The 21,891-nt window shown below is 54.5% G+C and carries 11 protein-coding genes, 2 tRNA genes and 3 rRNA genes; 11 read left to right on the top strand and 5 right to left on the bottom strand.

The window, feature by feature from the left end; genetic code table 11:
- The 4 genes from cydB to ACFIOZ_RS11715 are packed head-to-tail and all read left to right on the top strand — an operon-like array spanning position 1 to position 5,423.
- Positions 1-1,002, top strand: coding sequence for a cytochrome d ubiquinol oxidase subunit II (gene cydB / locus ACFIOZ_RS11730; RefSeq protein WP_386077753.1), 1,002 nt, complete (start codon positions 1-3; stop codon positions 1,000-1,002).
- Between the two features lie 3 nt (positions 1,003-1,005).
- Positions 1,006-2,679 (top strand): thiol reductant ABC exporter subunit CydD, encoded by a 1,674-nt coding sequence (gene cydD / locus ACFIOZ_RS11725; protein ID WP_386077750.1) that lies wholly within the window; start codon positions 1,006-1,008, stop codon positions 2,677-2,679.
- Positions 2,676-4,388 carry a thiol reductant ABC exporter subunit CydC gene (cydC, locus tag ACFIOZ_RS11720; RefSeq protein WP_386077747.1) on the top strand — a complete coding sequence of 571 codons (1,713 nt, stop codon included), beginning with the start codon at positions 2,676-2,678 and terminating at the stop codon, positions 4,386-4,388. Before cydD ends, cydC begins: the two co-directional genes overlap by 4 nt.
- A 42-nt stretch (positions 4,389-4,430) precedes the next feature.
- Positions 4,431-5,423 (top strand): adenosine deaminase, encoded by a 993-nt coding sequence (locus ACFIOZ_RS11715; protein WP_386077744.1) that lies wholly within the window; start codon positions 4,431-4,433, stop codon positions 5,421-5,423.
- A 53-nt stretch (positions 5,424-5,476) separates the two neighbouring features.
- Here the strand turns inward: ACFIOZ_RS11715 and ACFIOZ_RS11710 are convergent, their stop codons facing one another.
- Positions 5,477-6,463 (bottom strand): cytochrome-c peroxidase, encoded by a 987-nt coding sequence (locus ACFIOZ_RS11710; protein WP_386077742.1) that lies wholly within the window; start codon positions 6,461-6,463, stop codon positions 5,477-5,479.
- Positions 6,464-6,903: 440 nt separating this feature from the next.
- Between ACFIOZ_RS11710 and ACFIOZ_RS11705 the strand changes: the two genes are divergently transcribed.
- The 5 genes from ACFIOZ_RS11705 (at position 6,904) to rrf (ending at position 12,201) form a co-directional block, all read left to right on the top strand.
- A 16S ribosomal RNA gene (locus ACFIOZ_RS11705) occupies positions 6,904-8,436 on the top strand.
- Positions 8,437-8,519: 83 nt separating this feature from the next.
- Positions 8,520-8,596, top strand: a tRNA-Ile gene (locus ACFIOZ_RS11700).
- A gap of 116 nt (positions 8,597-8,712) precedes the next feature.
- Positions 8,713-8,788, top strand: a tRNA-Ala gene (locus ACFIOZ_RS11695).
- A 257-nt stretch (positions 8,789-9,045) separates the two neighbouring features.
- A 23S ribosomal RNA gene (locus tag ACFIOZ_RS11690) occupies positions 9,046-11,937 on the top strand.
- Positions 11,938-12,085: 148 nt separating this feature from the next.
- Positions 12,086-12,201: ribosomal RNA gene (gene rrf, locus ACFIOZ_RS11685) — 5S ribosomal RNA — on the top strand.
- The 16S, 23S and 5S rRNA genes sit together here with 2 tRNA genes alongside, the layout of an rRNA operon.
- Positions 12,202-12,516: 315 nt before the next feature.
- Here rrf and guaD read toward each other — a convergent pair.
- Genes guaD through xdhA form a run of 4 tightly spaced genes read right to left on the bottom strand, consistent with a single transcriptional unit; the run spans position 12,517 to position 18,565 of the window.
- Positions 12,517-13,833, bottom strand: a complete 1,317-nt coding sequence (gene guaD / locus ACFIOZ_RS11680) for a guanine deaminase (protein WP_386077739.1) — start codon at positions 13,831-13,833, stop codon at positions 12,517-12,519.
- Between the two features lies 1 nt (position 13,834).
- Positions 13,835-14,704, bottom strand: coding sequence for a xanthine dehydrogenase accessory protein XdhC (gene xdhC, locus ACFIOZ_RS11675; RefSeq protein ID WP_386077736.1), 870 nt, complete (start codon positions 14,702-14,704; stop codon positions 13,835-13,837).
- Entirely contained in the window at positions 14,701-17,124 is a 2,424-nt protein-coding gene (gene xdhB, locus ACFIOZ_RS11670) for a xanthine dehydrogenase molybdopterin binding subunit (RefSeq protein ID WP_386077733.1), read from the bottom strand. The genes xdhC and xdhB overlap by 4 nt, the downstream gene beginning before the upstream one ends.
- Entirely contained in the window at positions 17,108-18,565 is a 1,458-nt protein-coding gene (xdhA, locus tag ACFIOZ_RS11665; RefSeq protein WP_386077731.1) for a xanthine dehydrogenase small subunit, read from the bottom strand. Before xdhA ends, xdhB begins: the two co-directional genes overlap by 17 nt.
- Positions 18,566-18,753: 188 nt before the next feature.
- Between xdhA and ACFIOZ_RS11660 the strand changes: the two genes are divergently transcribed.
- Positions 18,754-19,428, top strand: a complete 675-nt coding sequence (locus ACFIOZ_RS11660; RefSeq protein WP_386077729.1) for a TetR family transcriptional regulator C-terminal domain-containing protein — start codon at positions 18,754-18,756, stop codon at positions 19,426-19,428.
- 7 nt (positions 19,429-19,435) lie between these two features.
- Entirely contained in the window at positions 19,436-21,874 is a 2,439-nt protein-coding gene (gene hrpB, locus ACFIOZ_RS11655; RefSeq protein WP_386077727.1) for an ATP-dependent helicase HrpB, read from the top strand.
- Positions 21,875-21,891: the final 17 nt, after the last annotated feature.

Here is a 21,891-nt window from a genome sequence, read left to right as displayed (position 1 = left end):
ATGGAAATGTTTGATCTAACGTTGATTTGGGCCTTCATCATTGGTTTCGGCATCATGATGTATGTGCTAATGGACGGATTTGATTTGGGGTTGGGTATTCTCTATCCCTTTGCTCCCGATGAGGATGCGCGGGATGTGATGATGAATTCGGTGGCGCCAATTTGGGACGGCAACGAAACATGGCTAGTGCTCGGCGGTGCAGGGCTCTTGGGCGCCTTCCCACTGGTTTATTCGGTGTTCTTGCCTGCGCTTTACATTGGCGTTTTCTTAATGCTGGCAGGCTTGATCTTCCGCGGTGTGGCCTTTGAGTTCCGCTTTAAATCCCGTCGAAACCGCCGTTGGTGGAACCGCGCTTTTTGCTGGGGGTCTGCGGTCGCTGCCTTTGCACAAGGTGCGGTGGTAGGGGCCTATATCCAGGGGTTCCCGGTTGAAGATTTTGCCTATGTGGGCGGGGCCTTTGACTGGTTAACGCCTTTTTCAGTGTTAACCGGTTTTGGCTTGATGGCAGGTTATGCGCTGTTGGGGGCTACTTGGCTGATACTGAAATCAGAGGGCCATGTGCAGGATTGGGCCTATAAGATTACTCCGCTGCTACTGGCAATAGTGCTGTTTGTGTTTGCCGTGATTAGCCTCTGGACGCCGTTTGTGAATCCGCTGGTATGGGAGCGCTGGTTCGGGAATATTCAACTAATCTGGGTTTTTCCATTTGCTGCCTTGGCCTGTGCGTTTGTGGTTTTTCGTTCGGTGCAAAAACGGCGTGAAGGGGTGCCTTTCCTGGCCACTATCGGCATTTATGTCTTCACCTATTTAGGGCTGATCGTCAGTAAATGGCCGGTCATTGTGCCACCTAACTATACGCTATGGGATGCGGCTTCTTCACCGGAATCACAGCTATTCTTGCTAGTGGGCGTGGTGTTCGTTATTCCGATTATATTGACCTATACCGCCTGGACCTATTGGGTATTCCGCGGTAAGGTGCGTGTAGGTGAGGGATACCACTGATCCATGGTGACTGAAGACGCGCTTTCTTTTACGCCGCGCAGCTGGCTGCAAACGTTGGCTAAGGGAGAGCGCAACCGCCTGCTCGGCTCAGCTCTTTGCGGCGTTCTGGCAGGTAGTCAAACGGTAGTTGTGGTGGTGGGGCTTGCTTGGCTTATTGATCAGTTGGTGGTGCATGATCAATCGCCCATATCTTTAGTGCCGATATTTTCCCTGCTGGTGGGCTGCGTGCTGTTACGCGCTGCCTTTCAGTGGGGGCATGAAACACTGAGCCTGGAAGCCAGTCTGCGTATTCGGCAGCGTGCCAGAGCTCAACTGTTGGATAAATTATCCTCTTTAGGCCCGGTTTGGCTCACCAGTCAGCACAGCGGCTCGTTGTCCAATCAAGTGGTTGAGCATATCGATGCGCTGGAAGGCTATTTCGCGCGCTTTTACCCTCAACTACGAATTACGCTCTGCTTGCCGCTATTGATACTAGCGGTGGCGGGGTGGCTCGATTATTTGGTGGCTCTGTTTCTGTTGCTTTCTGCGCCGTTAATTCCGCTGTTTATGGCGCTGGTTGGTATGGGGGCGGAGCGCCTTAATCGTGATCAGTTTGTTGCAGTCTCGCGATTGTCGGCGCATTTTATTGACCGTGTGCGGGGCATGACCACACTTCAGCTTTTTGGCCACACGGCAGCGGCGCAGCAGGAGGTTTGGTATGCCACTGACGGTTATCGGCGACTTAGCATGCGTACTCTTCGCTTGGCCTTTCTCTCCTCGGCAGTGCTGGAGTTTTTTTCCTCGGTTGCGATTGCGGTTGTGGCCATGTATGTCGGTTTTGGCCTGCTGGGCTACATCGAGTATGGGCCATCTCCTTCACTGACGCTTTTTTCGGGCTTGGCAGTACTGCTGCTGGCGCCCGAATTTTTTCAGCCTCTGCGTACCCTTTCTCAGCACTACCATGATCGCGCTGCAGCTTTGGGCGCTGCCGAAAGCGTGGTGAATATACTCAACCAGCCAACCTTGGTGAGCAAGCAGCGCTATCTGATGCCGCTGTCGCATAGATCAGCCATAGAGTTAACGGCGGTTTGCGTTTCTTACCCTGGTCGTGGGCAAGTGATAGGCCCGATCAACCTGACTGTTCATCGCGGCGAAGTAGTGGCGCTCAGCGGTGCTTCCGGCAGCGGTAAGTCGACGCTGCTGGCGCTCCTGGCGGGCTTTGTTGCCCCCACTGCAGGGGAGTATAGGCGGCAGGAAGATAGCCATTTTGCCTGGCTGGATCAGCAGCCCTCGCTCTTGCATGGCAGTTTGATCGATAATTTGCGCTTAGCGTCCCCTGACGCTTCCCGTGAAGAAATGTTCAACGCACTAGAGCGGGCGGGTTTTGGGTCTATGTTAACGCAACTGCCCGAGGGATTGGATACGTTAATAGGCGAGCGCGGGGTAGGATTGTCAGGTGGCCAGGCGCAGCGCCTGGCCCTGGCACGAGTCTATCTCAGCAATGCGTCGCTGGTGCTGTTAGATGAGCCGACGGCGAGCTTAGACTACGAGACTGAACAGTTGGTTATGGCCGCTTTGCTAGAGCTTGCCCAAGAGGGGCGCACCCTGGTGATAGCGACCCATCACCCGGCAGTCATTGATGCGGCCCAACGCCATTTTGCGTTTGAGCTGGGTGAGTTGGTGGAGGTCTCCAGATGAGGACTATTTACCGCGACTTCCGCCCCTGGCTGCTGCTTCTACTACGGCGTCGTCGGCGTTTCTTGTTGGGCGCTCTGCTGGTGTTTGTCACCCTGATGGCTGGGCTGGCGCTTTTGGGCCTATCTGGTTGGTTTATCACCGCTAGTGCCCTGGCCGGTATAGCCCTCTCCATGGGGCTGCCCGCTCGGTTAGATGTTTACGTCCCCGGTGGCGGCATTCGTTTTTTTGCCTTGGCGCGCACTATAGCGCGCTACATGGAGCGGCTGTATAACCATAATACGGTGTTAACGCTGCTTGCGGATCTGCGTTATCGGGTGTTTGGTTATTTGACTCGCTTTGATGATGCTCGCTTGCGTGGTGAGCGTGCCAGCGACTGGCTGAGCCGTTTAACGGCTGATATCGATACCCTGGATAATTTTTATCTGCGCCTCTTGGTGCCGCCGCTAGTGGCGCTGCTTGGCGTGGTGGCTGTTGTCCTTTTTGTAGCTGTCTGGTTGCCCGGCGTTGCCGTGCTGATGGCGATGACGCTGGGCTTACTGTGGCTGGTGGCGACCCTTTTGGCTGCGGCCTGCGGGTTTTCGAATAGCTACCAGCAGGTGGTTGACCAGCAGTCGCTGCGTCGCCTAGTGGTCGATCAAGTCCAGGCCTCGGCCGAGTTGATGAGCTATCAAACGACCCATTGGCACCGGGCGTTGATCGCGACGCAGGAGCAGCAGGCATTCAGTAATCAGCGTCGCTTAGGGCGCAAGGCGGCATTAATAAACTGCCTGGTGAGTGTCATCAGCGGAGTAATGGTAGTGGCGGTGTTGTGGTTAGCGAGCCTGATGCTTACCCAGCAATGGGTGACGGGCCCTATCTTGGTGATGGCAGTATTGATTGCACTGGGGGTGAACGAGGCGTTTATATCGCTACCGGCAAGTTTTATCAAACTGGGCGCAAGCTATGCGGCGGTGCGTCGCTTAAATGAGCTAATCGGTGATTCCTCGCCTGGTTGGCCTGCCGGCACACTCCCTGAAGGTGCTGGTTTTAGCATTCAAGCTAAACAACTCTCTTTGCGCTATACGCAAACGCTAGAACCCGCGTTAAATGAGATTGATCTTCAACTGCCCGCTGGAAAGCGTGCAGTGATTACCGGCAACTCCGGTGCCGGAAAATCGTCTTTAGCCAGTGTGCTGATGGGGCGCTTAAAAGCGACTCGGGGGGAGGCGCTAGTCGGCGGCGTGCCAGCTTGGCAGCTCACGGCCGAAAACCGTGCTAATCACTTTGCCATGCTCACTCAGCAGGTAGACCTATTCGATGCCTCAATTGCTGAGAACCTGCGTATTGCTGATCCCACTGCGAGTGATGACAAACTCTGGAAGGCATTGAGTGCTGTTGCCTTGGATAGTTGGGGTGAGCAGTTGCCAAAAGGGTTGGCAACGGCGGTGGGCGAGAAAGGGCAGCAGCTTTCCGGTGGCCAAGGTCGACGCTTGGCATTAGCGCGCCTAATGCTACGTAACCCCAAGGTGGTGATTCTTGACGAGCCGTTTGCAGGGGTTGATGAAACGACGGCAAAACATATCGCTGCTTCCCTGGATAAATGGTTGGTGAATCGAACGGCTATCTTCTTGGTTCATCAGGTGAGCTCGCTCAATTTACTGCCTGGGGTAGAGTACCACTGGCACCTGGATGCCGGTAAACTTCGCCAACCCCCCATTAATAATCGATAATAAGCTGCATTGATTAATAGATAAGACAGCAAGGAGCCCGTCATGCATGAATTTTTACGCACTCTTCCTAAAGTAGAGCTCCATTTGCATATCGAAGGCTCGCTTGAGCCAGAATTAATGTTTGCTTTGGCGCAGCGTAACGGGGTTGAACTACCCTATGCCACGGTGCAAGAGGCGAAAGATGCTTACCACTTTAGCGATCTACAGGGGTTCCTGGATCTCTATTTTCAAGGCATGAGCGTACTTCGTAATGAGGAAGATTTTTACGACCTGGCAATGGATTATTTCAAGCGTGCGCGAGGGGAGGGGGTTGTTCATATCGACATGCACTTCGACCCCCAGGCGCATCTGCAGCGTGGCGTACCTTTAGAAGTGGTTATGGCTGGATTATTAAAAGCCAAACAGGAAGCTGAAGAAACCCTCGATCTTTCTATTGGTATGATTATGGCTTTTCTGCGTGATCGTCCCGCAGAGGAGGCGTTGCATGTGCTTGAACAGGCCGCTCCTTATTGGAAAATGCTGGATGCCATTGGTTTAGATAGCGCTGAACAAAATAACCCCCCGGTGAAATTTGTTGAGGTATTTGATCGCGCTAAGCAGCTTGGGCTAGTGCGTGTAGCCCATGCGGGGGAGGAGGGGCCTGCTGAGTATATTAAAGAAGCCCTTGATGTGCTTGAGGTTCAGCGCATTGATCACGGGGTGCGCTGTTTAGAAAGTGATGAGGTAGTTGAGCGCTTGCGCAATGAGCAGATTGTACTCACCGTATGCCCGCTCTCTAATGTCAGCTTGAAAGTAGTAGAGGATCTTCGTGATCATCCACTGCCACGGCTATTGGCTGAGGGGCTTAAAGTCACTATTAGCTCAGATGATCCCGCCTACTTCGGCGGCGGCATGTTAACCAATCATATTGCGTGCGCCGATGCATTTGGCTGGGACGAGGCGGTATTTCGACAGTTAACGCGTAATGCTATTGAAGAAGCATTTGTGGCCCCGCTCCGTCGTGAAGAGTTGCTGGGTCGTTTAGGCTCACTTTAGGTATGCGCGCCGCCTGGATTACCAGGCGGCTGTTTGCTTCAAAACCGTCCTGTTTAAGGCAGTGCGGGTACTTCAAAAGCGGGCATTTCGCCGGTCAGCGTATGTAAAAAGGCGGTAATGTCATCAATGGTATCATTATCAAACTCACGCCCCAGCATCTCTTCACCCATTATCGCGACAGCTTCTTCAAGCGTTTCTGTAGCACCGTTATTCATATATGGATAGGTCACCGCTACATTACGTAGCGTGGGTGTTCTGAAGCGGTACTTGTCGCTCTCCTCTTCGGTTACGACATAACGACCCAAATCGGTCGAGCCCGGCACCTGAATTGCATGGAACTGGCTATCGGTTAAAGCGGGGCCTCGATGGCAGGCAATGCAGCCGTTATCTACGAAAGCCACCATACCCTTTTTGGCTTGCTCGCTAATCGCATTTAGATCACCATGCAAGTAGCGATCGAAAGGTGAATTGGGAGTATTGAGAGTGCGTTGGAAAGCAGCCAGTGCGTAAGCCAGATTGTTATCGGTAATCGGTTCTTCTTGATCCGGATAGGCGGCGCTGAATTTCTCCTGGTACAGCTCGAACCCCACCAGCCGCTCCAGGGCCATCTCAAGATCCATCGCCATTTCCACAGGGGCTTCGATAGGGCCCAGTGCTTGGCCTTCCAAATCAGGTTCGCGGCCGTCCCAAAACTGCGATCCTAAAAAGCCACTGTTCAGCACGGTTGGCGTATTCCGTTCACCCACCTGCCCATCGTGGCCCACCGCGCGAGGAATTCGATCTGCCCAGCCCAGCGCTGGGTTATGGCAGGTAGCACAGCTAATAACACCACTGGAAGAGATGCGCGGTTCAAAGAACAGCATGTTGCCGAGCTCGACCTTCTCCGTCGTTAATGAGTTATCCGCGGGGATAGGGGGAAGGAAAGGTAGTGCTTCGAAGCGGTTGCGATAGTTATCTAGCCCATCATCAGCAATGGCCAAGCTGGTAACAAAGGCGCTACCCGTTGCCAGAGTGACTAGTAAGTTAGCTCTTGTAGTCATGGTTATTCTCCCTTGCTTTTACAGTCGACGGTTTGAAGTCGCTTATTGATTAGCTTACGGGAGAGGAGAGTGGTCGTTTTGTCCTGGATCAAAAGTTGTGTTGCTATGCTGGGTTTGAGAGGTGGGTGCTAATTTTTAACGGGTTTTGTACATAAAAGTTGAATTCTCTGTTGACCCTAGCGGGAAATCGGGTAGTATACGCCACACGTCAACGGGGCACTGCCTCAGCGACCAGCTCTTTAACAATTTGATCAGGTAATTCATGTGGGCGCTTGCTGACGTTGGTGACAAATCACCAAATATCAAGGCAAGCGACTCAAGCAATAAGGTTTTTCGAAACCTGTTTTGAATGAATTCGTTTGAACCTTGAGCCAAGTTTGATTCGCTTTTGCTGCTTTCGGCTAGTCCGTAAGTAAGCGAGTAAGGATCACAATGATTTTAAACTGAAGAGTTTGATCATGGCTCAGATTGAACGCTGGCGGCAGGCCTAACACATGCAAGTCGAGCGGTAACAGGGGTAGCTTGCTACCCGCTGACGAGCGGCGGACGGGTGAGTAATGCATAGGAATCTGCCCGGTAGTGGGGGATAACCTGGGGAAACCCAGGCTAATACCGCATACGTCCTACGGGAGAAAGGGGGCTCCGGCTCCCGCTATTGGATGAGCCTATGTCGGATTAGCTAGTTGGTGAGGTAAAGGCTCACCAAGGCAACGATCCGTAGCTGGTCTGAGAGGATGATCAGCCACATCGGGACTGAGACACGGCCCGAACTCCTACGGGAGGCAGCAGTGGGGAATATTGGACAATGGGGGCAACCCTGATCCAGCCATGCCGCGTGTGTGAAGAAGGCCCTCGGGTTGTAAAGCACTTTCAGCGAGGAAGAACGCCTATCGGTTAATACCCGGTAGGAAAGACATCACTCGCAGAAGAAGCACCGGCTAACTCCGTGCCAGCAGCCGCGGTAATACGGAGGGTGCAAGCGTTAATCGGAATTACTGGGCGTAAAGCGCGCGTAGGTGGCTTGATAAGCCGGTTGTGAAAGCCCCGGGCTCAACCTGGGAACGGCATCCGGAACTGTCAGGCTAGAGTGCAGGAGAGGAAGGTAGAATTCCCGGTGTAGCGGTGAAATGCGTAGAGATCGGGAGGAATACCAGTGGCGAAGGCGGCCTTCTGGACTGACACTGACACTGAGGTGCGAAAGCGTGGGTAGCAAACAGGATTAGATACCCTGGTAGTCCACGCCGTAAACGATGTCGACCAGCCGTTGGGTGCCTAGAGCACTTTGTGGCGAAGTTAACGCGATAAGTCGACCGCCTGGGGAGTACGGCCGCAAGGTTAAAACTCAAATGAATTGACGGGGGCCCGCACAAGCGGTGGAGCATGTGGTTTAATTCGATGCAACGCGAAGAACCTTACCTACCCTTGACATCTACAGAAGCCGGAAGAGATTCTGGTGTGCCTTCGGGAACTGTAAGACAGGTGCTGCATGGCTGTCGTCAGCTCGTGTTGTGAAATGTTGGGTTAAGTCCCGTAACGAGCGCAACCCTTGTCCTTATTTGCCAGCACGTAATGGTGGGAACTCTAAGGAGACTGCCGGTGACAAACCGGAGGAAGGTGGGGACGACGTCAAGTCATCATGGCCCTTACGGGTAGGGCTACACACGTGCTACAATGGCCGGTACAAAGGGCTGCGAGCTCGCGAGAGTCAGCGAATCCCTTAAAGCCGGTCTCAGTCCGGATCGGAGTCTGCAACTCGACTCCGTGAAGTCGGAATCGCTAGTAATCGTGAATCAGAATGTCACGGTGAATACGTTCCCGGGCCTTGTACACACCGCCCGTCACACCATGGGAGTGGACTGCACCAGAAGTGGTTAGCCTAACGCAAGAGGGCGATCACCACGGTGTGGTTCATGACTGGGGTGAAGTCGTAACAAGGTAGCCGTAGGGGAACCTGCGGCTGGATCACCTCCTTAAACGATGCGTCACAGTTAGTAAGCGTCCACAATGAATTACCTGATCAGATATAGAGCAAACGGTTTAAGCACGATCCCCTCTTGGGTCTGTAGCTCAGTTGGTTAGAGCGCACCCCTGATAAGGGTGAGGTCGGCAGTTCAAGTCTGCCCAGACCCACCAAATTTTATCTACCGCTGCGTTATTTTATGACTCGCATAGCAGGCTATGCGTCGCCATAAAATGCCTTGCGCTAAATAAAATTGGCCAGAGGTGAGCGTGACTAAGAGTGACTCGATGGGGCCATAGCTCAGCTGGGAGAGCGCCTGCCTTGCACGCAGGAGGTCAGCGGTTCGATCCCGCTTGGCTCCACCATTACGTTACTACCCTGTTAAATCCCATACCGTTTGTGAATGTTTCGTGACCACTGATAAGTCGCTGTGCTGTAACTGTTGTTTTAGTTCTCACACGCCGCTTTATCACTGTTCATTGAACAGCTGCTCTTTAACAATGTATATCATGCTGACAAGAACACACCGTAAGGTGTGCTTCTTAAATTGTGATACGTCTCAAGCGTATCCGGCAAAATGAAACGTTATCATTGCGAAAATCCAGACTCCTTCGGGTTATAGGGTCAAGCAATGAAGCGCACACGGTGGATGCCTAGGCAGCCAGAGGCGATGAAAGACGTGGTAGCCTGCGATAAGGTTCGGTGAGGTGGCAACAACCTGTGACCCGGACATCTCTGAATGGGGAAACCCACTCATCATAAGATGAGTATCGTGCCCTGAATACATAGGGGTACGAGGCGAACCAGGGGAACTGAAACATCTAAGTACCCTGAGGAAAAGAAATCAACCGAGATTCCCCTAGTAGCGGCGAGCGAACGGGGACCAGCCCTTAAGCATGAGACTGATTAGGCGAACAGATTGGGAAGTCTGGCCGTAGCGGGTGATAGCCCCGTAGTCGAAAATCTGATCATGTGAAATCGAGTAGGTCGGGGCACGAGAAACCTTGACTGAAGACGGGGGGACCATCCTCCAAGGCTAAATACTCCTGGCTGACCGATAGTGAACCAGTACCGTGAGGGAAAGGCGAAAAGAACCCCGGAGAGGGGAGTGAAATAGATCCTGAAACCGTGTGCGTACAAGCAGTAGGAGCCCACTAGTTGGGTGACTGCGTACCTTTTGTATAATGGGTCAGCGACTTATATTCAGTGGCGAGGTTAACCGTATAGGGGAGCCGTAGGGAAACCGAGTCTTAACTGGGCGACACAGTCGCTGGATATAGACCCGAAACCGAGCGATCTATCCATGAGCAGGGTGAAGGTTGAGTAACATCAACTGGAGGCCCGAACCAGGATCTGTTGAAAAAGATTTGGATGACTTGTGGATCGGAGTGAAAGGCTAATCAAGCTCGGAGATAGCTGGTTCTCCTCGAAAGCTATTTAGGTAGCGCCTCACGTAGTACCGCCGGGGGTAGAGCACTGTTTCGGCTAGGGGGTCATCCCGACTTACCAACCCGAGGCAAACTCCGAATACCGGTGAGTAACGCGTGGGAGACACACGGCGGGTGCTAACGTCCGTCGTGAAAAGGGAAACAACCCAGACCGTCAGCTAAGGTCCCGAAATCCTGGTTAAGTGGGAAACGATGTGGGAAGGCTCAGACAGCTAGGAGGTTGGCTTAGAAGCAGCCATCCTTTAAAGAAAGCGTAATAGCTCACTAGTCGAGTCGGCCTGCGCGGAAGATGTAACGGGGCTAAACCAGGTACCGAAGCTACGGGTTCACGCTTAGGTGTGAGCGGTAGAGGAGCGTCGTGTAAGCCGATGAAGGTGGATTGAGAAGTCTGCTGGAGGTATCACGAGTGCGAATGCTGACATGAGTAACGATAAAGGGAGTGAAAAACTCCCTCGCCGGAAGACCAAGGGTTTCTGTTCGACGCTAATCGGAGCAGAGTGAGTCGGCCCCTAAGGCGAGGCCGAAAGGCGTAGTCGATGGGAAACGGGTCAATATTCCCGTACCGGACATGGTTGCGATGGGGGGACGAAGAAGGCTAGGTGAGCCAGGCGTTGGTAGTCCTGGTGAAAGTGAGTAGGCTGGGATCTTAGGTAAATCCGGGATCCTTTCAGGCCGAGACACGAGATGAACTGACCACGGTCAGGAAGTCACTGATGCCACGCTTCCAGGAAAAGCCTCTAAGCTTCAGATCATGTGCGACCGTACCCCAAACCGACACAGGTGGTCAGGGTGAGAATCCCAAGGCGCTTGAGAGAACTCGGGTGAAGGAACTAGGCAAAATGGTGCCGTAACTTCGGGAGAAGGCACGCCGGCGTAGGGTGAAGAGACTTGCTCTCCTAGCCCGAACCGGTCGAAGATACCAGGTGGCTGCAACTGTTTATTAAAAACACAGCACTCTGCTAACGCGCAAGCGGACGTATAGGGTGTGACGCCTGCCCGGTGCCGGAAGGTTAAATGATGGTGTTAGCCGTAAGGCGAAGCTCTTGATTGAAGCCCCGGTAAACGGCGGCCGTAACTATAACGGTCCTAAGGTAGCGAAATTCCTTGTCGGGTAAGTTCCGACCTGCACGAATGGCGTAATGATGGCCACGCTGTCTCCACCCGAGACTCAGTGAAATTGAAATCGCCGTGAAGATGCGGTGTACCCGCGGCTAGACGGAAAGACCCCGTGAACCTTTACTATAGCTTCACACTGGACGCTGATGTTGCCTGTGTAGGATAGCTGGGAGGCTTTGAAACTCGGACGCCAGTTCGGGCGGAGCCAACCTTGAAATACCAGCCTGGCATCATTGGCGTTCTCACTCAGGTCCGTTATCCGGATCGAGGACAGTGTGTGGTGGGTAGTTTGACTGGGGCGGTCTCCTCCTAAAGAGTAACGGAGGAGCACGAAGGTACCCTCAGCACGGTCGGACATCGTGCATTGAGTGCAAGAGCATAAGGGTGCTTGACTGCGAGACAGACACGTCGAGCAGGTGCGAAAGCAGGTTCTAGTGATCCGGTGGTTCTGTATGGAAGGGCCATCGCTCAACGGATAAAAGGTACTCCGGGGATAACAGGCTGATACCGCCCAAGAGTTCACATCGACGGCGGTGTTTGGCACCTCGATGTCGGCTCATCACATCCTGGGGCTGAAGTCGGTCCCAAGGGTATGGCTGTTCGCCATTTAAAGTGGTACGCGAGCTGGGTTTAGAACGTCGTGAGACAGTTCGGTCCCTATCTGCCGTGGGCGTTGGATGTTTGAGAAGGGCTGCTCCTAGTACGAGAGGACCGGAGTGGACGACCCTCTGGTGTTCCGGTTGTCACGCCAGTGGCATTGCCGGGTAGCTATGGTCGGACGGGATAACCGCTGAAAGCATCTAAGCGGGAAGCCCCCTTCAAGATGAGACATCCCTGAGGCCTAGAGCCTCCTGAAGGGCCCAGCGAGACCAGCTGGTTGATAGGCACGGTGTGGAAGCGCTGCAAGGCGTTGAGCTAACGTGTACTAATGGCCCGTGAGGCTTGACCCTATAACACCCAAGGGGTCTGGTCGTGATGATAACGTAGAGGTTGAGAGATCAACAGAACGCCGGATACGCAGCGTGTGGCCTGACTCACATGAGCAGGCGGCAGGCAATGAGACGATCACAAACAGCATGATGTACATTAACAGTTACGCCTGACGACCATAGCACGCGTGAACCACCTGATCCCTTGCCGAACTCAGAAGTGAAACCGCTTAGCGCCGATGGTAGTGTGGGGTCTCCCCATGCGAGAGTAGGTCATCGTCAGGCACTTATTATGAAAAATCCCCCAGGGCTTGCGCCTTGGGGGATTTTTTTTGCATGGTCGTGAGGGGTAAATAGTGAGGAGTAAGGGGGATAGTGAGTAGAAAATGTTGGTATAAGGGTATCTAACGAATATCCTGCTCCACCTCACACCTCACACCTCACACCTCACACCTCACACCTCACACCTCACACCTCACACCTCACACCTCACACCTCACACCTCACACCTCACACCTCACACCTCACACCTCACACCTCACACCTCACACCTCACACCTCACACCTCACACCTCACACCTCACACCTCACACCTCACTTCTAAAAATCCCTGCGGTGTTGGCAGATACCACCTGCCCAGGTTTCATAAATCGCGCGATCATCCGCCAGCATCATTAGGGCAAACAGACGCTCGCCAAGCGTCGTGCAATGACTGATGCGTCTAGCCAGTAGTGATGTTGCCTGGGTGTCAATCACTACAAAGTCAGCCTCATAGGCAGGTGCCAACTGGCCGATATGGCTATCCAAGGAGAGGGCTTTTGCATTCCCGAGGGTTAAACCATAAAAGCCTTGCCAGGCGGTAAGAGGCTGACCGCCTAATTGACCCACTTGATAGGCTGCTTTGAGCGTGCCAAAGCCGGATAAATCGGTTCCAGCACCGATATCGCTGGCAAAGGTAAAGGCCATTCCCGTCTGTTTGGCGGCTTCACGGTCAAACAAACCGCTGCCAAGAAAGAGATTGGAACTGGGGCAAAAAGCTATATTGGCGCCCCGGTCTGCCAAACGCTTGCGCATGCCATTGTCGAGATGAATACCGTGGGCAAAGGTGCTGCGGGGGCCAACAAGACCTGCTTCTTCATAAACGGCTAAGTAGTCGCGACTACCAGGGAAGAGTTCGGCTACCCAGTCCAGTTCGCCGCTATTTTCAGCCAAGTGAGTTTGTAACCAAAGGGTTGGGTCATTGCGCAGTAGGGCTCCGGCAGCATCCATTTGCGTTTTTGTTGATGTCGGTGCAAAGCGCGGCGTGACGCTGTAACCCAGTCGGCTTTTGCCATGCCAGTCTTCAATAAGCCGCTCGCTGTCGGCAATGCCCGAAGTACCGTCCATCAGCGCGTCTGGAGCGTTACGATCCATTAACACCTTGCCCACCAACATGCGTAATTGACGCTTTTGGCAGGCAGTGAAAAAGGCGTCCACGGAGCCAGGGTGGCTAGAGCCAAATACCTGGGCAGTCGTAGTGCCCGCACGTAGCATCTCATCCAAAAAAGCGTTAGACAGGGCTTCTGCATGAGCGTGACTCGCAAAACGACACTCTTCCGGGAATGTGTAGTCGTTTAGCCAGTCAAGTAGCTGACGCCCATATGAGGCCATGATATCCAATTGAACATAGTGCACGTGGGTATCGATAAAACCAGGCATAATCAACTTGCTACGGTAATCGATTACTTCCGAGCCTTTGGGTAACGAAGGTGACAGCTCGGCGAAATGGCCAACGGCATGGATTTGCTGGCCCTTCAGCCACAGCAAGCCGTCGCCGTAGTGTTCTAAGCTACCTGGTTCGGGCATATCGCCATCCCCAGGGTCGCGGGCAAAGCTGATCAATTCGGCACGAATAAACGTATTGAGTGAAGAAGTCATATTAACTCGTGGTCGTCGGAGAATCGGTCAATAGCGTTCGCAGTGACTGGGAATCCAGCCCGCGGTTTTCTTGACAAGTGGGTGTGTCTGTTAGCCAAAGCAGCTCAGCCACCACCGTTAGCGCAATTGCATAGGGCGTTTTATTAGTCAGCTTTGTTGCGTGGATGCGACCAATGGGGCTTCGCACACGCGACATTTGTGCGTCAGAGTAACCGTCGCGTTTCAGCCGCCCTTTAAAGCTTACCCATTTGCTGTCTGAACCAATCAGCCCAATGGAGGCTACGTCATCGCGCTCAATTAGCGCTTTGATCAGCATGTAGTCTTCGTCATGATTATGCGTCAATACCAGCGCATGTATATCGGCAGGCAAGTCGGCGACGCATTTCCCTGTATCACCAAGCGAATAACAGTGAAGTCGCGGCTGGTGATGCCCGGCAAACACATCACTACGGCTATCGAACCAGTGCAACTGCCAGGGCAGCGGGGCGCCTAACTTAACGATCTCTTGCCCGACATGGCCTGCGCCAAAGATAGCGATGTGGTTCGTCGCGCCGGGAAAGGCTTCCAGGAGGATGTTTACGAAGCCGCCACAACACTGGCCACTTCGTCCACCCAGAGAGAAAGCTTCTAAACTGAGTCCGTAGCGTTGCTCAGCCAAACAGGCACGCGCGGCGGAAATGGTTTGCCACTCAAAGGTGCCGCCTCCCAGCGTATCGAAGATAGCATCATCAGTGATCACCATACGCGCACCGGGCTCGCGGGGTGTTGAGCCTGCGCTGGTCACCTGGGTGGCTAATACATGGGGGATGCCGTCGCGCTGTAAGCGGTGCAGTGCCTCATGCCAGGTTTCCGGTGTTTGATGTTTACTCACAGCGCTCTCTTCCTGATGGCATTGGCCGCCAGCATCACTCGCTCAGGCGTTGCCGGCGTGTCCAAGTCGGGTGATAGGGCGTAATCGGTAAGGCTCGAAAGGGCGTCACGGAGCGCTGACCAGACACTAATCCCCAGCATAAAAGGGGGCTCGCCCACTGCTTTTGAACGGTAAAGGCTGGCCATGGAGTTGGGATGCCCCTCCATTAGCGCGACATTGAAGATAGGCGGTAGATCGCCAAAGGTGGGGATCTTATAAGTCGCTGGGCCATCGCTGACCAGCACGCCTTTGTCGTTCCACTTTAGCTCTTCGCTGGTCAACCAACCCATTCCTTGAATAAAGCCCCCCTCCACCTGGCCAATATCGATAGCGGGATTAAGTGAGTCACCTACATCGTGCAAGATATCGACGCGGTCAACTTGATACTCGCCGCTCAGGGTGTCGACGCTCACTTCCGCCACTGCCGCTCCAAAGGCGTAGTAGTAAAAGGGTCGGCCCTGACCGACTGAGCGATCGTAGTGAATCAGCGGTGTGGCATAAAAGCCTTTTTCAGACAGCGATATGCGATTGAGGTAGGCCGTTTGTACCAACTCACCCCATGGAACACGACGCTCGCTTTCGCCTAAGCCGGCCACCAACATACCATCTTCCAGGCGCATGCCTTCCCGATCCAAGCCCTCTGAATAGTGCTCAGCAGCAAAATCGAACAGACGCTCACGCAATTTGCTAGCCGCGTCGCGAGCGGCCATACCGTTTAAGTCAGCGCCGCTAGAGGCAGCGGTCGGCGACGTGTTGGGGACTTTATCGGTTCGCGTAGCGGTAATGCGCACCTTGTCTAAATCCAGCCCCAGCTCCCTGGCTACTACCTGGCAAATCTTGGTATGAAGCCCTTGGCCCATCTCGGTACCGCCGTGATTGATCATCACGCTGCCGTCGGTGTAAACATGCAGAAGGGCGCCCGCCTGATTAAGGTGCTGGGCGGTAAACGAAATACCAAATTTCACCGGGGTCAGGGCCAGTCCTTTCTTAATAACCGGGCTAGTGGCATTGAAGTCACTGACTGCTTTGCGTCGTGCCCAGTATTCGCTGTCGTTTTCTAGCGTTTCAACGAGTGTATGTAGGAGTTGCCGCTGATCAACCTGCTGGCCGTAGTGGGTCACCTCGCGGCCATCGCGGTAGAAGTTGCGTTTGCGAATGGTCAACGGGTCCTCGCCAATCTGGCGGGCAATGTCATCCATGGCCGCTTCGATGATCATCATTCCCTGGGGGCCACCGAAACCCCGAAAGGCGGTATTGGAAGCGGTGTGGGTTTTGGCCCGATGCCCGACTACCTGGGCATCCCCCAGTGAGTAGGCGTTGTCGGCATGAAACATGGCGCGATCAACGATGGCGTCGGAGAGATCCGGCGAGTAGCCGCAGTCACCGATCACGGTGATCTCCCCTCCCTGAATAATGCCTTCAGCATCAATAGCAAGCCGGTAGCGGTTATGGAAAGGGTGGCGTTTGCCCGTGGCGCGCATATCTTCACTGCGTGGTAAGCGCAGGCGAACTGTTTTGCCGGTGCGGCGGGCAATAATCGCGGCAATGCATGCCCAGGGAGACGCCTGAGTCTCTTTGCCACCAAAGCCACCGCCCATGCGGCGGACTTCCACCGTGACAGCGTGAAAAGGTATATCGAGCACCTCCGCCACCAACTTTTGGGTTTCACTGGGGTGCTGGTTGGAAGTGTGAACGATAACACCCTCATCTTCGGTGGGGTGAACCACGCAGGCCTGGCCTTCCAGATAGAAGTGCTCTTGTCCGCCGACGAAAAGCTCGCCTTCAAGAATCTGTTCTGCCTGGTGGAGCGCCTGTTGCCAATCACCACGCGTCTGCACATGGGGGGGGCGAACAAACTCTTCCCGCTCCGTCGCGGCCACCGGGTCTAAACTAGCGGGCTGCTCATCGATGCTAATGATGGCTAACTTGACGGCTCGGCGAGCTGCCTGCAGCGTCGTCGCTGCCACGGCGAAAAGGCACTGGCCTGCGTAGCTGATCTCCTGATCGACAAAAATGGGATCGCCCGGAAAGACCGGCCCGATATCGGTATGCCCGGGCACCTCATGAAAGGTAATCACATCGACCACCCCAGGCGCCGCTTTCACCTTGCTGAGATCCAGCTGCGATATGGTGCCGTGGGCGACGGGAGATAAGCCTAGCGCAACATGCAGCGCATCGGCAGGTACGGCTAAGTCGTCAATATAAGCCGCCTTGCCGGTGACGTGTTTTTCGGCGCTCTCATGGAAACTTGCGCTTCCCGCCTGTCGCTTGCCGTTGCTGTCGACCGTATGGCGTGCCAAGGGGCCAGAGCCTTGGATGTGGTCGTGTAGTTCACGGCGGGCACGGCGGCTATCGCCGTCCAGTTTAGTGAGCGTACGCATGGAGCATCACCTCTTGGTCGGGCGCTGAGAGAGAAAGGTAGAGGCGTTCAATGAGATTTTGGGCAGCTTGCTGGCGATAGTGGTGGCTGCCTCGCACGTCACTCATAGGTTGGAAGTCATCTTCAAGTGCCTGCTGGGCGGCGCGAAATGCCTGGCGAGTAATAGCGCTGCCCTCAAGCGCTGCTTCGGCTGCTAGCGCGCGTTTGGGAGTAGCGGCCATGCCGCCAAAGGCGATTCGTACATCGCGTATAACACTCTGCTCAACGCGGTAGCTAAAGGCGCCGAGTAGCGCGGAGATATCATCTTCGCGACGTTTGGAGAGTTTCCATACGCGTAGTTGACTGCCATCAACCGGCTGGGGAATGAAAATTCGCGAAACGACCTCATCAGTTGCAAGCGCGGTCTTTTTATAATCCAGGAAGAAATCCTCCAGCGCTAAGTAACGCTTACCGTTTACGCTGGCAAGCTCTAGCTGAGCACCCAAGGCAAGTAGCACGGGGGGCGTATCACCAATAGGGGAAGCATTGGCAATGTTGCCACCCAGGGTACCCCGGTTGCGAATTTGCTGAGAGCCCAGCCGGTGCAGCAGATGGGCAAAGGCTGGAAAGTGCTTATCAAACAGTGGCTCAAGCTGGGTATAAGTAACCCCGGCGCCTATCCACCAGCCACCTTGATCCTCGCACACGGCTTCTTCAACTGTTAATAGCTCGGCCACCCGGGAAACGTCAATTAGCTGATCAAGAGTTGCCAAACGCTGAGTGCTCTCAAGCCAGAGATCCGTGCCGCCTGCGACCAAGCGTGCCTGAGGGGCTGATTGACGTAGTTGCGTCAGCGCTGCCAGGGAAGTTGGCTGGGCGAAAAAGGATGCTGGCTCTGCTGTATCGATAGTTTGAGTATCGCTTGCTGACGCTGGCAGTGATGCATCAAACCACTGAGGGCACTGGTAGGCAATATCGTTCATACGTAGCGCCGCATCGCGGATAGGGCGGTACCCGGTGCAGCGGCATAGGTTTCCGCCTAGCGCGGCTTCAAGTCGCTCTGGTGTTAGCGGTGAGGGCCGCTGAGTAAGATCGTTATGTAGGGTGAACAGCGACATAACGATGCCCGGCGTACAAAAACCACACTGGCTGCCATGGCATTCGATCATCGCTTCCTGGGCTGGGTGCAAATGCCCCTTTTCTGATAACCCTTCAACGGTGACCAAATGCCTACCCTGAAGTTGGTGAGCAGGCGTAATGCAGGCGTTAGCGCTAGTAAAATGTTGCCTGCCGGCCGTTGGCTCACCAATCGCCACGGTGCAAGCGCCGCAATCGCCCGAGGCGCAGCCCTCTTTGGTACCCGTGTGCGCCAGATGCTCTCTCAATAGGGTTAAAATAGTGGTGTCGGGTGAAACGTAACACCGCTGGGGGGTACCATTGAGCAGGAACGCAATCGTAGCCATGCCGAACTCCATTGTGATTGTATAGACCGGGATCGTGCTGACCGATCGGTCAATATTCGTTGAGCTTGGGACAAAACGGCCTACCTTGCAAGTATTTGCTCACTGCACATGAGTGGGGCAAGCTAGCGTGAAATGCCAACTTATGGGGCAATTAGCTAGCCTAGCCATATCACCAAGGAACCTTGTTAATGACCGCCGCATCTGCCACTTCTGAAAGCCCTAGCCGGGAAAAAATCGAGTCGAGTATCCTGCTTTCCGCGGAGCAGGTGTTTTCTCAGCACGGCTACCGCGGGGCGAGCTTGCAAATGATCGCTGATCGAGCTGGTCTCCCCAAAGCCAATATTTTGTACTATATGGGCAGTAAGCAAGCACTCTATGTGCGACTGCTTAACCGCATGATGCATCGCTGGAACGAAGTGCTTGAAGACATCACCCCTGATAGCGATCCCGCAACGGTGCTCAGTGACTTTATCCGCACTAAAATGGTGCTTGGGCAGCGTTATCCAGAGGGCTCAAAACTCTTTGCGGCGGAAATTTTAGCCGGCGCTCCCTTCTTGAATGAGTATTTGAGGGGCGAATTACGTGATTGGGTGGCTTCGCGTGCTGCGATCATCCGTCAGTGGTCGGCACAGGGCAAAATGGATGAGGTCGACCCGCGCTGGCTTATTTTCCTGATTTGGTCTGCCACCCAGCATTACACTGAATATAGTGCCCAGGTCAGCGGTATTCTAGGCCGCGATGCCTTAACCGAGGATGATCTTGAGTCCATCTCTGCCTTCCTGGAACAGGTTATTCTAAAAGGCTGCGGTGTCACTGCGCCTTCTTTGAAGCAGGGTATTGACGTTCATAGTGTGGAAAAGTGATCCCTGAATGAGCGATTTACCAATTGATCACTATCTTGATCAGCTGAAAAGCCTGCTAAATTCCCATAATCGTCTGATGTTGATTGCCCAGCCGGGGGCGGGAAAAACTACCCGCGTGCCGCTCTGTTTGCTTGAACAGGAGTGGGCCAAAGGGCAAAAGCTGTTGTTACTCGAACCCCGGCGGGTAGCGGCGCGTTTGGCGGCTAGCTTTATGGCCCAGCAATTGGGCGAAAATGTTGGTCAAACGGTGGGGTATCGTATGCGCGGTGACAGCTGCGTGGGCGCGCATACCCGTTTGGAGGTAGTGACCCAGGGTGTGCTCACCCGCATGCTACAAGATGATCCGCTGCTAGAAGGCGTTGCCGGGATTATTTTTGATGAGTTTCACGAGCGTAGTTTAGACGCCGATCTGGGCCTGGCGCTAACGCTGGATGTTCAGACCAGTATTCGCGATGATTTGCGCCTGCTAGTGATGTCGGCAACCTTGGATGCCGAAGCGCTCAAGCGTGTGTTGGGCGAGCAAGTACCTATCATTGAGTGCCGCGGGCGACAGTTTCCGGTGACGACAGCCTATCGTCCTGCTCTAAGCGGTGAGGAGGGCGTCAGCCACGCGCTTCGGGTAGTCGAAGAGGCACTGTCACTACCCGATGCCCAGGACATACTGGTCATCTTGCCCGGTGTCGCTGAGATTAATCGCTTAGTGCAAGTGCTGGAGAAGGCGTTTTCTGCTCTGGCGATTCGGCCACTGCACGGCAGAATGAGTGTTGCTGAACAGCAGCAAGCCCTGGAGGCGAACACACCCGAGCAGCGAATTATTGTCTCCACCGCTATCACCGAATCGAGCATTACCGTAGAGGGTGTGAATGTGGTAATTGACGGTGGCCTGGAGCGAGTGCCGCTTTTTCATCCGCGCAGCGGGTTAACTCGGCTGACGACCCGGCGTATTAATCGCGCCAGTGCTGATCAACGCCGGGGTCGCGCAGGGCGGCAGCAGGAGGGCAGCTGTTTTCGGCTTTGGGCTCAGGATCAACCACTGGTGCCTTACGGTGAGCCGGAAATTCAGCAGGCGGATCTCTCATCGCTAGTGCTAGAACTGGCGTGCTGGGGTGTCGCATTGCCCCAAGCGCTAAGTTGGGTAACGCCGCCGCCAGAGGGCGCCTGGCGAAGTGGTCAAGCGCTGCTGACACAGCTGGGTGTATTGGACGAGCATTACAAGCTAACCCCTTTGGGTAGCCGCTGCGCCCTCTGGCCAGTTGAACCGAGAGTTGCCGTTATGCTGGAGCGAGCTTCAGACTTTAATGCAGTGCCCCTGGCCTGTGGGGTCGCCGCACTGCTAGAGGAGCGCGACAGCGCCGAGCGCTCGCTGCATGATGCGTTAGCACTGCGTTTGCGTCAGCCTCAACGTTTCCCTCTTTGGCAGCGTGAGGCGCTTAGGTTGTCCAAGCGAGCCGGCGTAACACTTAATGACGCTGAGCTAATCCCCTTGGGGCCACTCTTAGCACTGGCCTACCCGGAACGCATTGGCCAGTTAATAGAGCCGGGTAAGTTTCGGCTTGCCAATGGCAAAACTGCTACGTTGCCGTTAAACGATGTATTGGCGCATCAATCCTATTTAGTGGCCGTGGCGTTAAATAGTCAGACAGGTGGTGAGGCGCGTATTACCGCAGGTGAGCCATTGTCACTTGAATCCCTGCTTTTGCTATATCCCGGTATTCGCCAATGGCAGCCGCGGGTAGCGTGGTCGCCACAAGAGGGGCGTTTAGTCGGTGAAGAGGTGCAGGGGCATGGCAGCCTCACCATTGCCAAGCGGCCTTTAGTGAAACTGCCGCAAGAGGCGGTAAAAGAGGCGCTATTGAGCGCCCTACGCCAGCAGCCTGAAAAGTTATTTGGCGACCAGCTACAGCAGTTGCGCGGGCGAATGGCGCTACTGCGTGAATATCAGGGAGAAGCGTGGCCCGACTGGTCGGAGCCGACGCTCTTGGCTTCACTGGAAAGCTGGCTGGCTCCTTACCTGATTGGCCTCAATCGGCTGAGTCAAATTGAGAAATTGCCGCTAGAGCGCTATCTGCTCAATTCACTGCCCTGGGAGGCGCAAAGTGAATTCGAGCAGTTAACGCCTTTATCGCTTGAGGTGCCTAGCGGCAAGCAGGTTGGCTTAGACTACCTGCCGTGTCTTTCCCAACGCCCACCTGTTTTAGCGTTGAAACTGCAGGAGGCTTTCGGCTGGCGGGCAACCCCTACCGTTGTGAATGGCACTGTTGCAGTGATGATTCACCTGCTTTCACCTGCTCGTCGGCCTCTGCAGGTAACTCAGGACTTGGTCAGCTTTTGGCAAAATGGCTACCCAGAAGTGCGCAAAGAGATGCGCGGTCGCTATCCCAAGCACCCCTGGCCAGAAGATCCTTTAACGGCACCAGCTACTGCGCATACCAAGCGCAAGGAGTGAAACTAAAGCGATCACGA

It is taken from the genome of Vreelandella sp. F11 (assembly GCF_042466685.1).
Classification (GTDB): Bacteria; Pseudomonadota; Gammaproteobacteria; order Pseudomonadales; family Halomonadaceae; genus Vreelandella.
The sequence above is the reverse complement of the archived record's forward strand: the minus strand, read 5'-3'. Positions and strand labels throughout refer to the sequence as shown.

Bases quoted from the DNA above. Each gene is read 5' to 3' on its own strand.
- cydB (WP_386077753.1), top strand. From the start codon at position 1: ATGGAAATGTTTGATCTAACGTTGATTTGGGCCTTCATCATTGGTTTC.
- cydD (WP_386077750.1), top strand. From the start codon at position 1,006: ATGGTGACTGAAGACGCGCTTTCTTTTACGCCGCGCAGCTGGCTGCAA.
- cydC (WP_386077747.1), top strand. From the start codon at position 2,676: ATGAGGACTATTTACCGCGACTTCCGCCCCTGGCTGCTGCTTCTACTA.
- ACFIOZ_RS11715 (WP_386077744.1), top strand. From the start codon at position 4,431: ATGCATGAATTTTTACGCACTCTTCCTAAAGTAGAGCTCCATTTGCAT.
- ACFIOZ_RS11710 (WP_386077742.1), bottom strand. From the start codon at position 6,463: ATGACTACAAGAGCTAACTTACTAGTCACTCTGGCAACGGGTAGCGCC.
- guaD (WP_386077739.1), bottom strand. From the start codon at position 13,833: ATGACTTCTTCACTCAATACGTTTATTCGTGCCGAATTGATCAGCTTT.
- xdhB (WP_386077733.1), bottom strand. From the start codon at position 17,124: ATGCGTACGCTCACTAAACTGGACGGCGATAGCCGCCGTGCCCGCCGT.
- xdhA (WP_386077731.1), bottom strand. From the start codon at position 18,565: ATGGCTACGATTGCGTTCCTGCTCAATGGTACCCCCCAGCGGTGTTAC.
- ACFIOZ_RS11660 (WP_386077729.1), top strand. From the start codon at position 18,754: ATGACCGCCGCATCTGCCACTTCTGAAAGCCCTAGCCGGGAAAAAATC.
- hrpB (WP_386077727.1), top strand. From the start codon at position 19,436: ATGAGCGATTTACCAATTGATCACTATCTTGATCAGCTGAAAAGCCTG.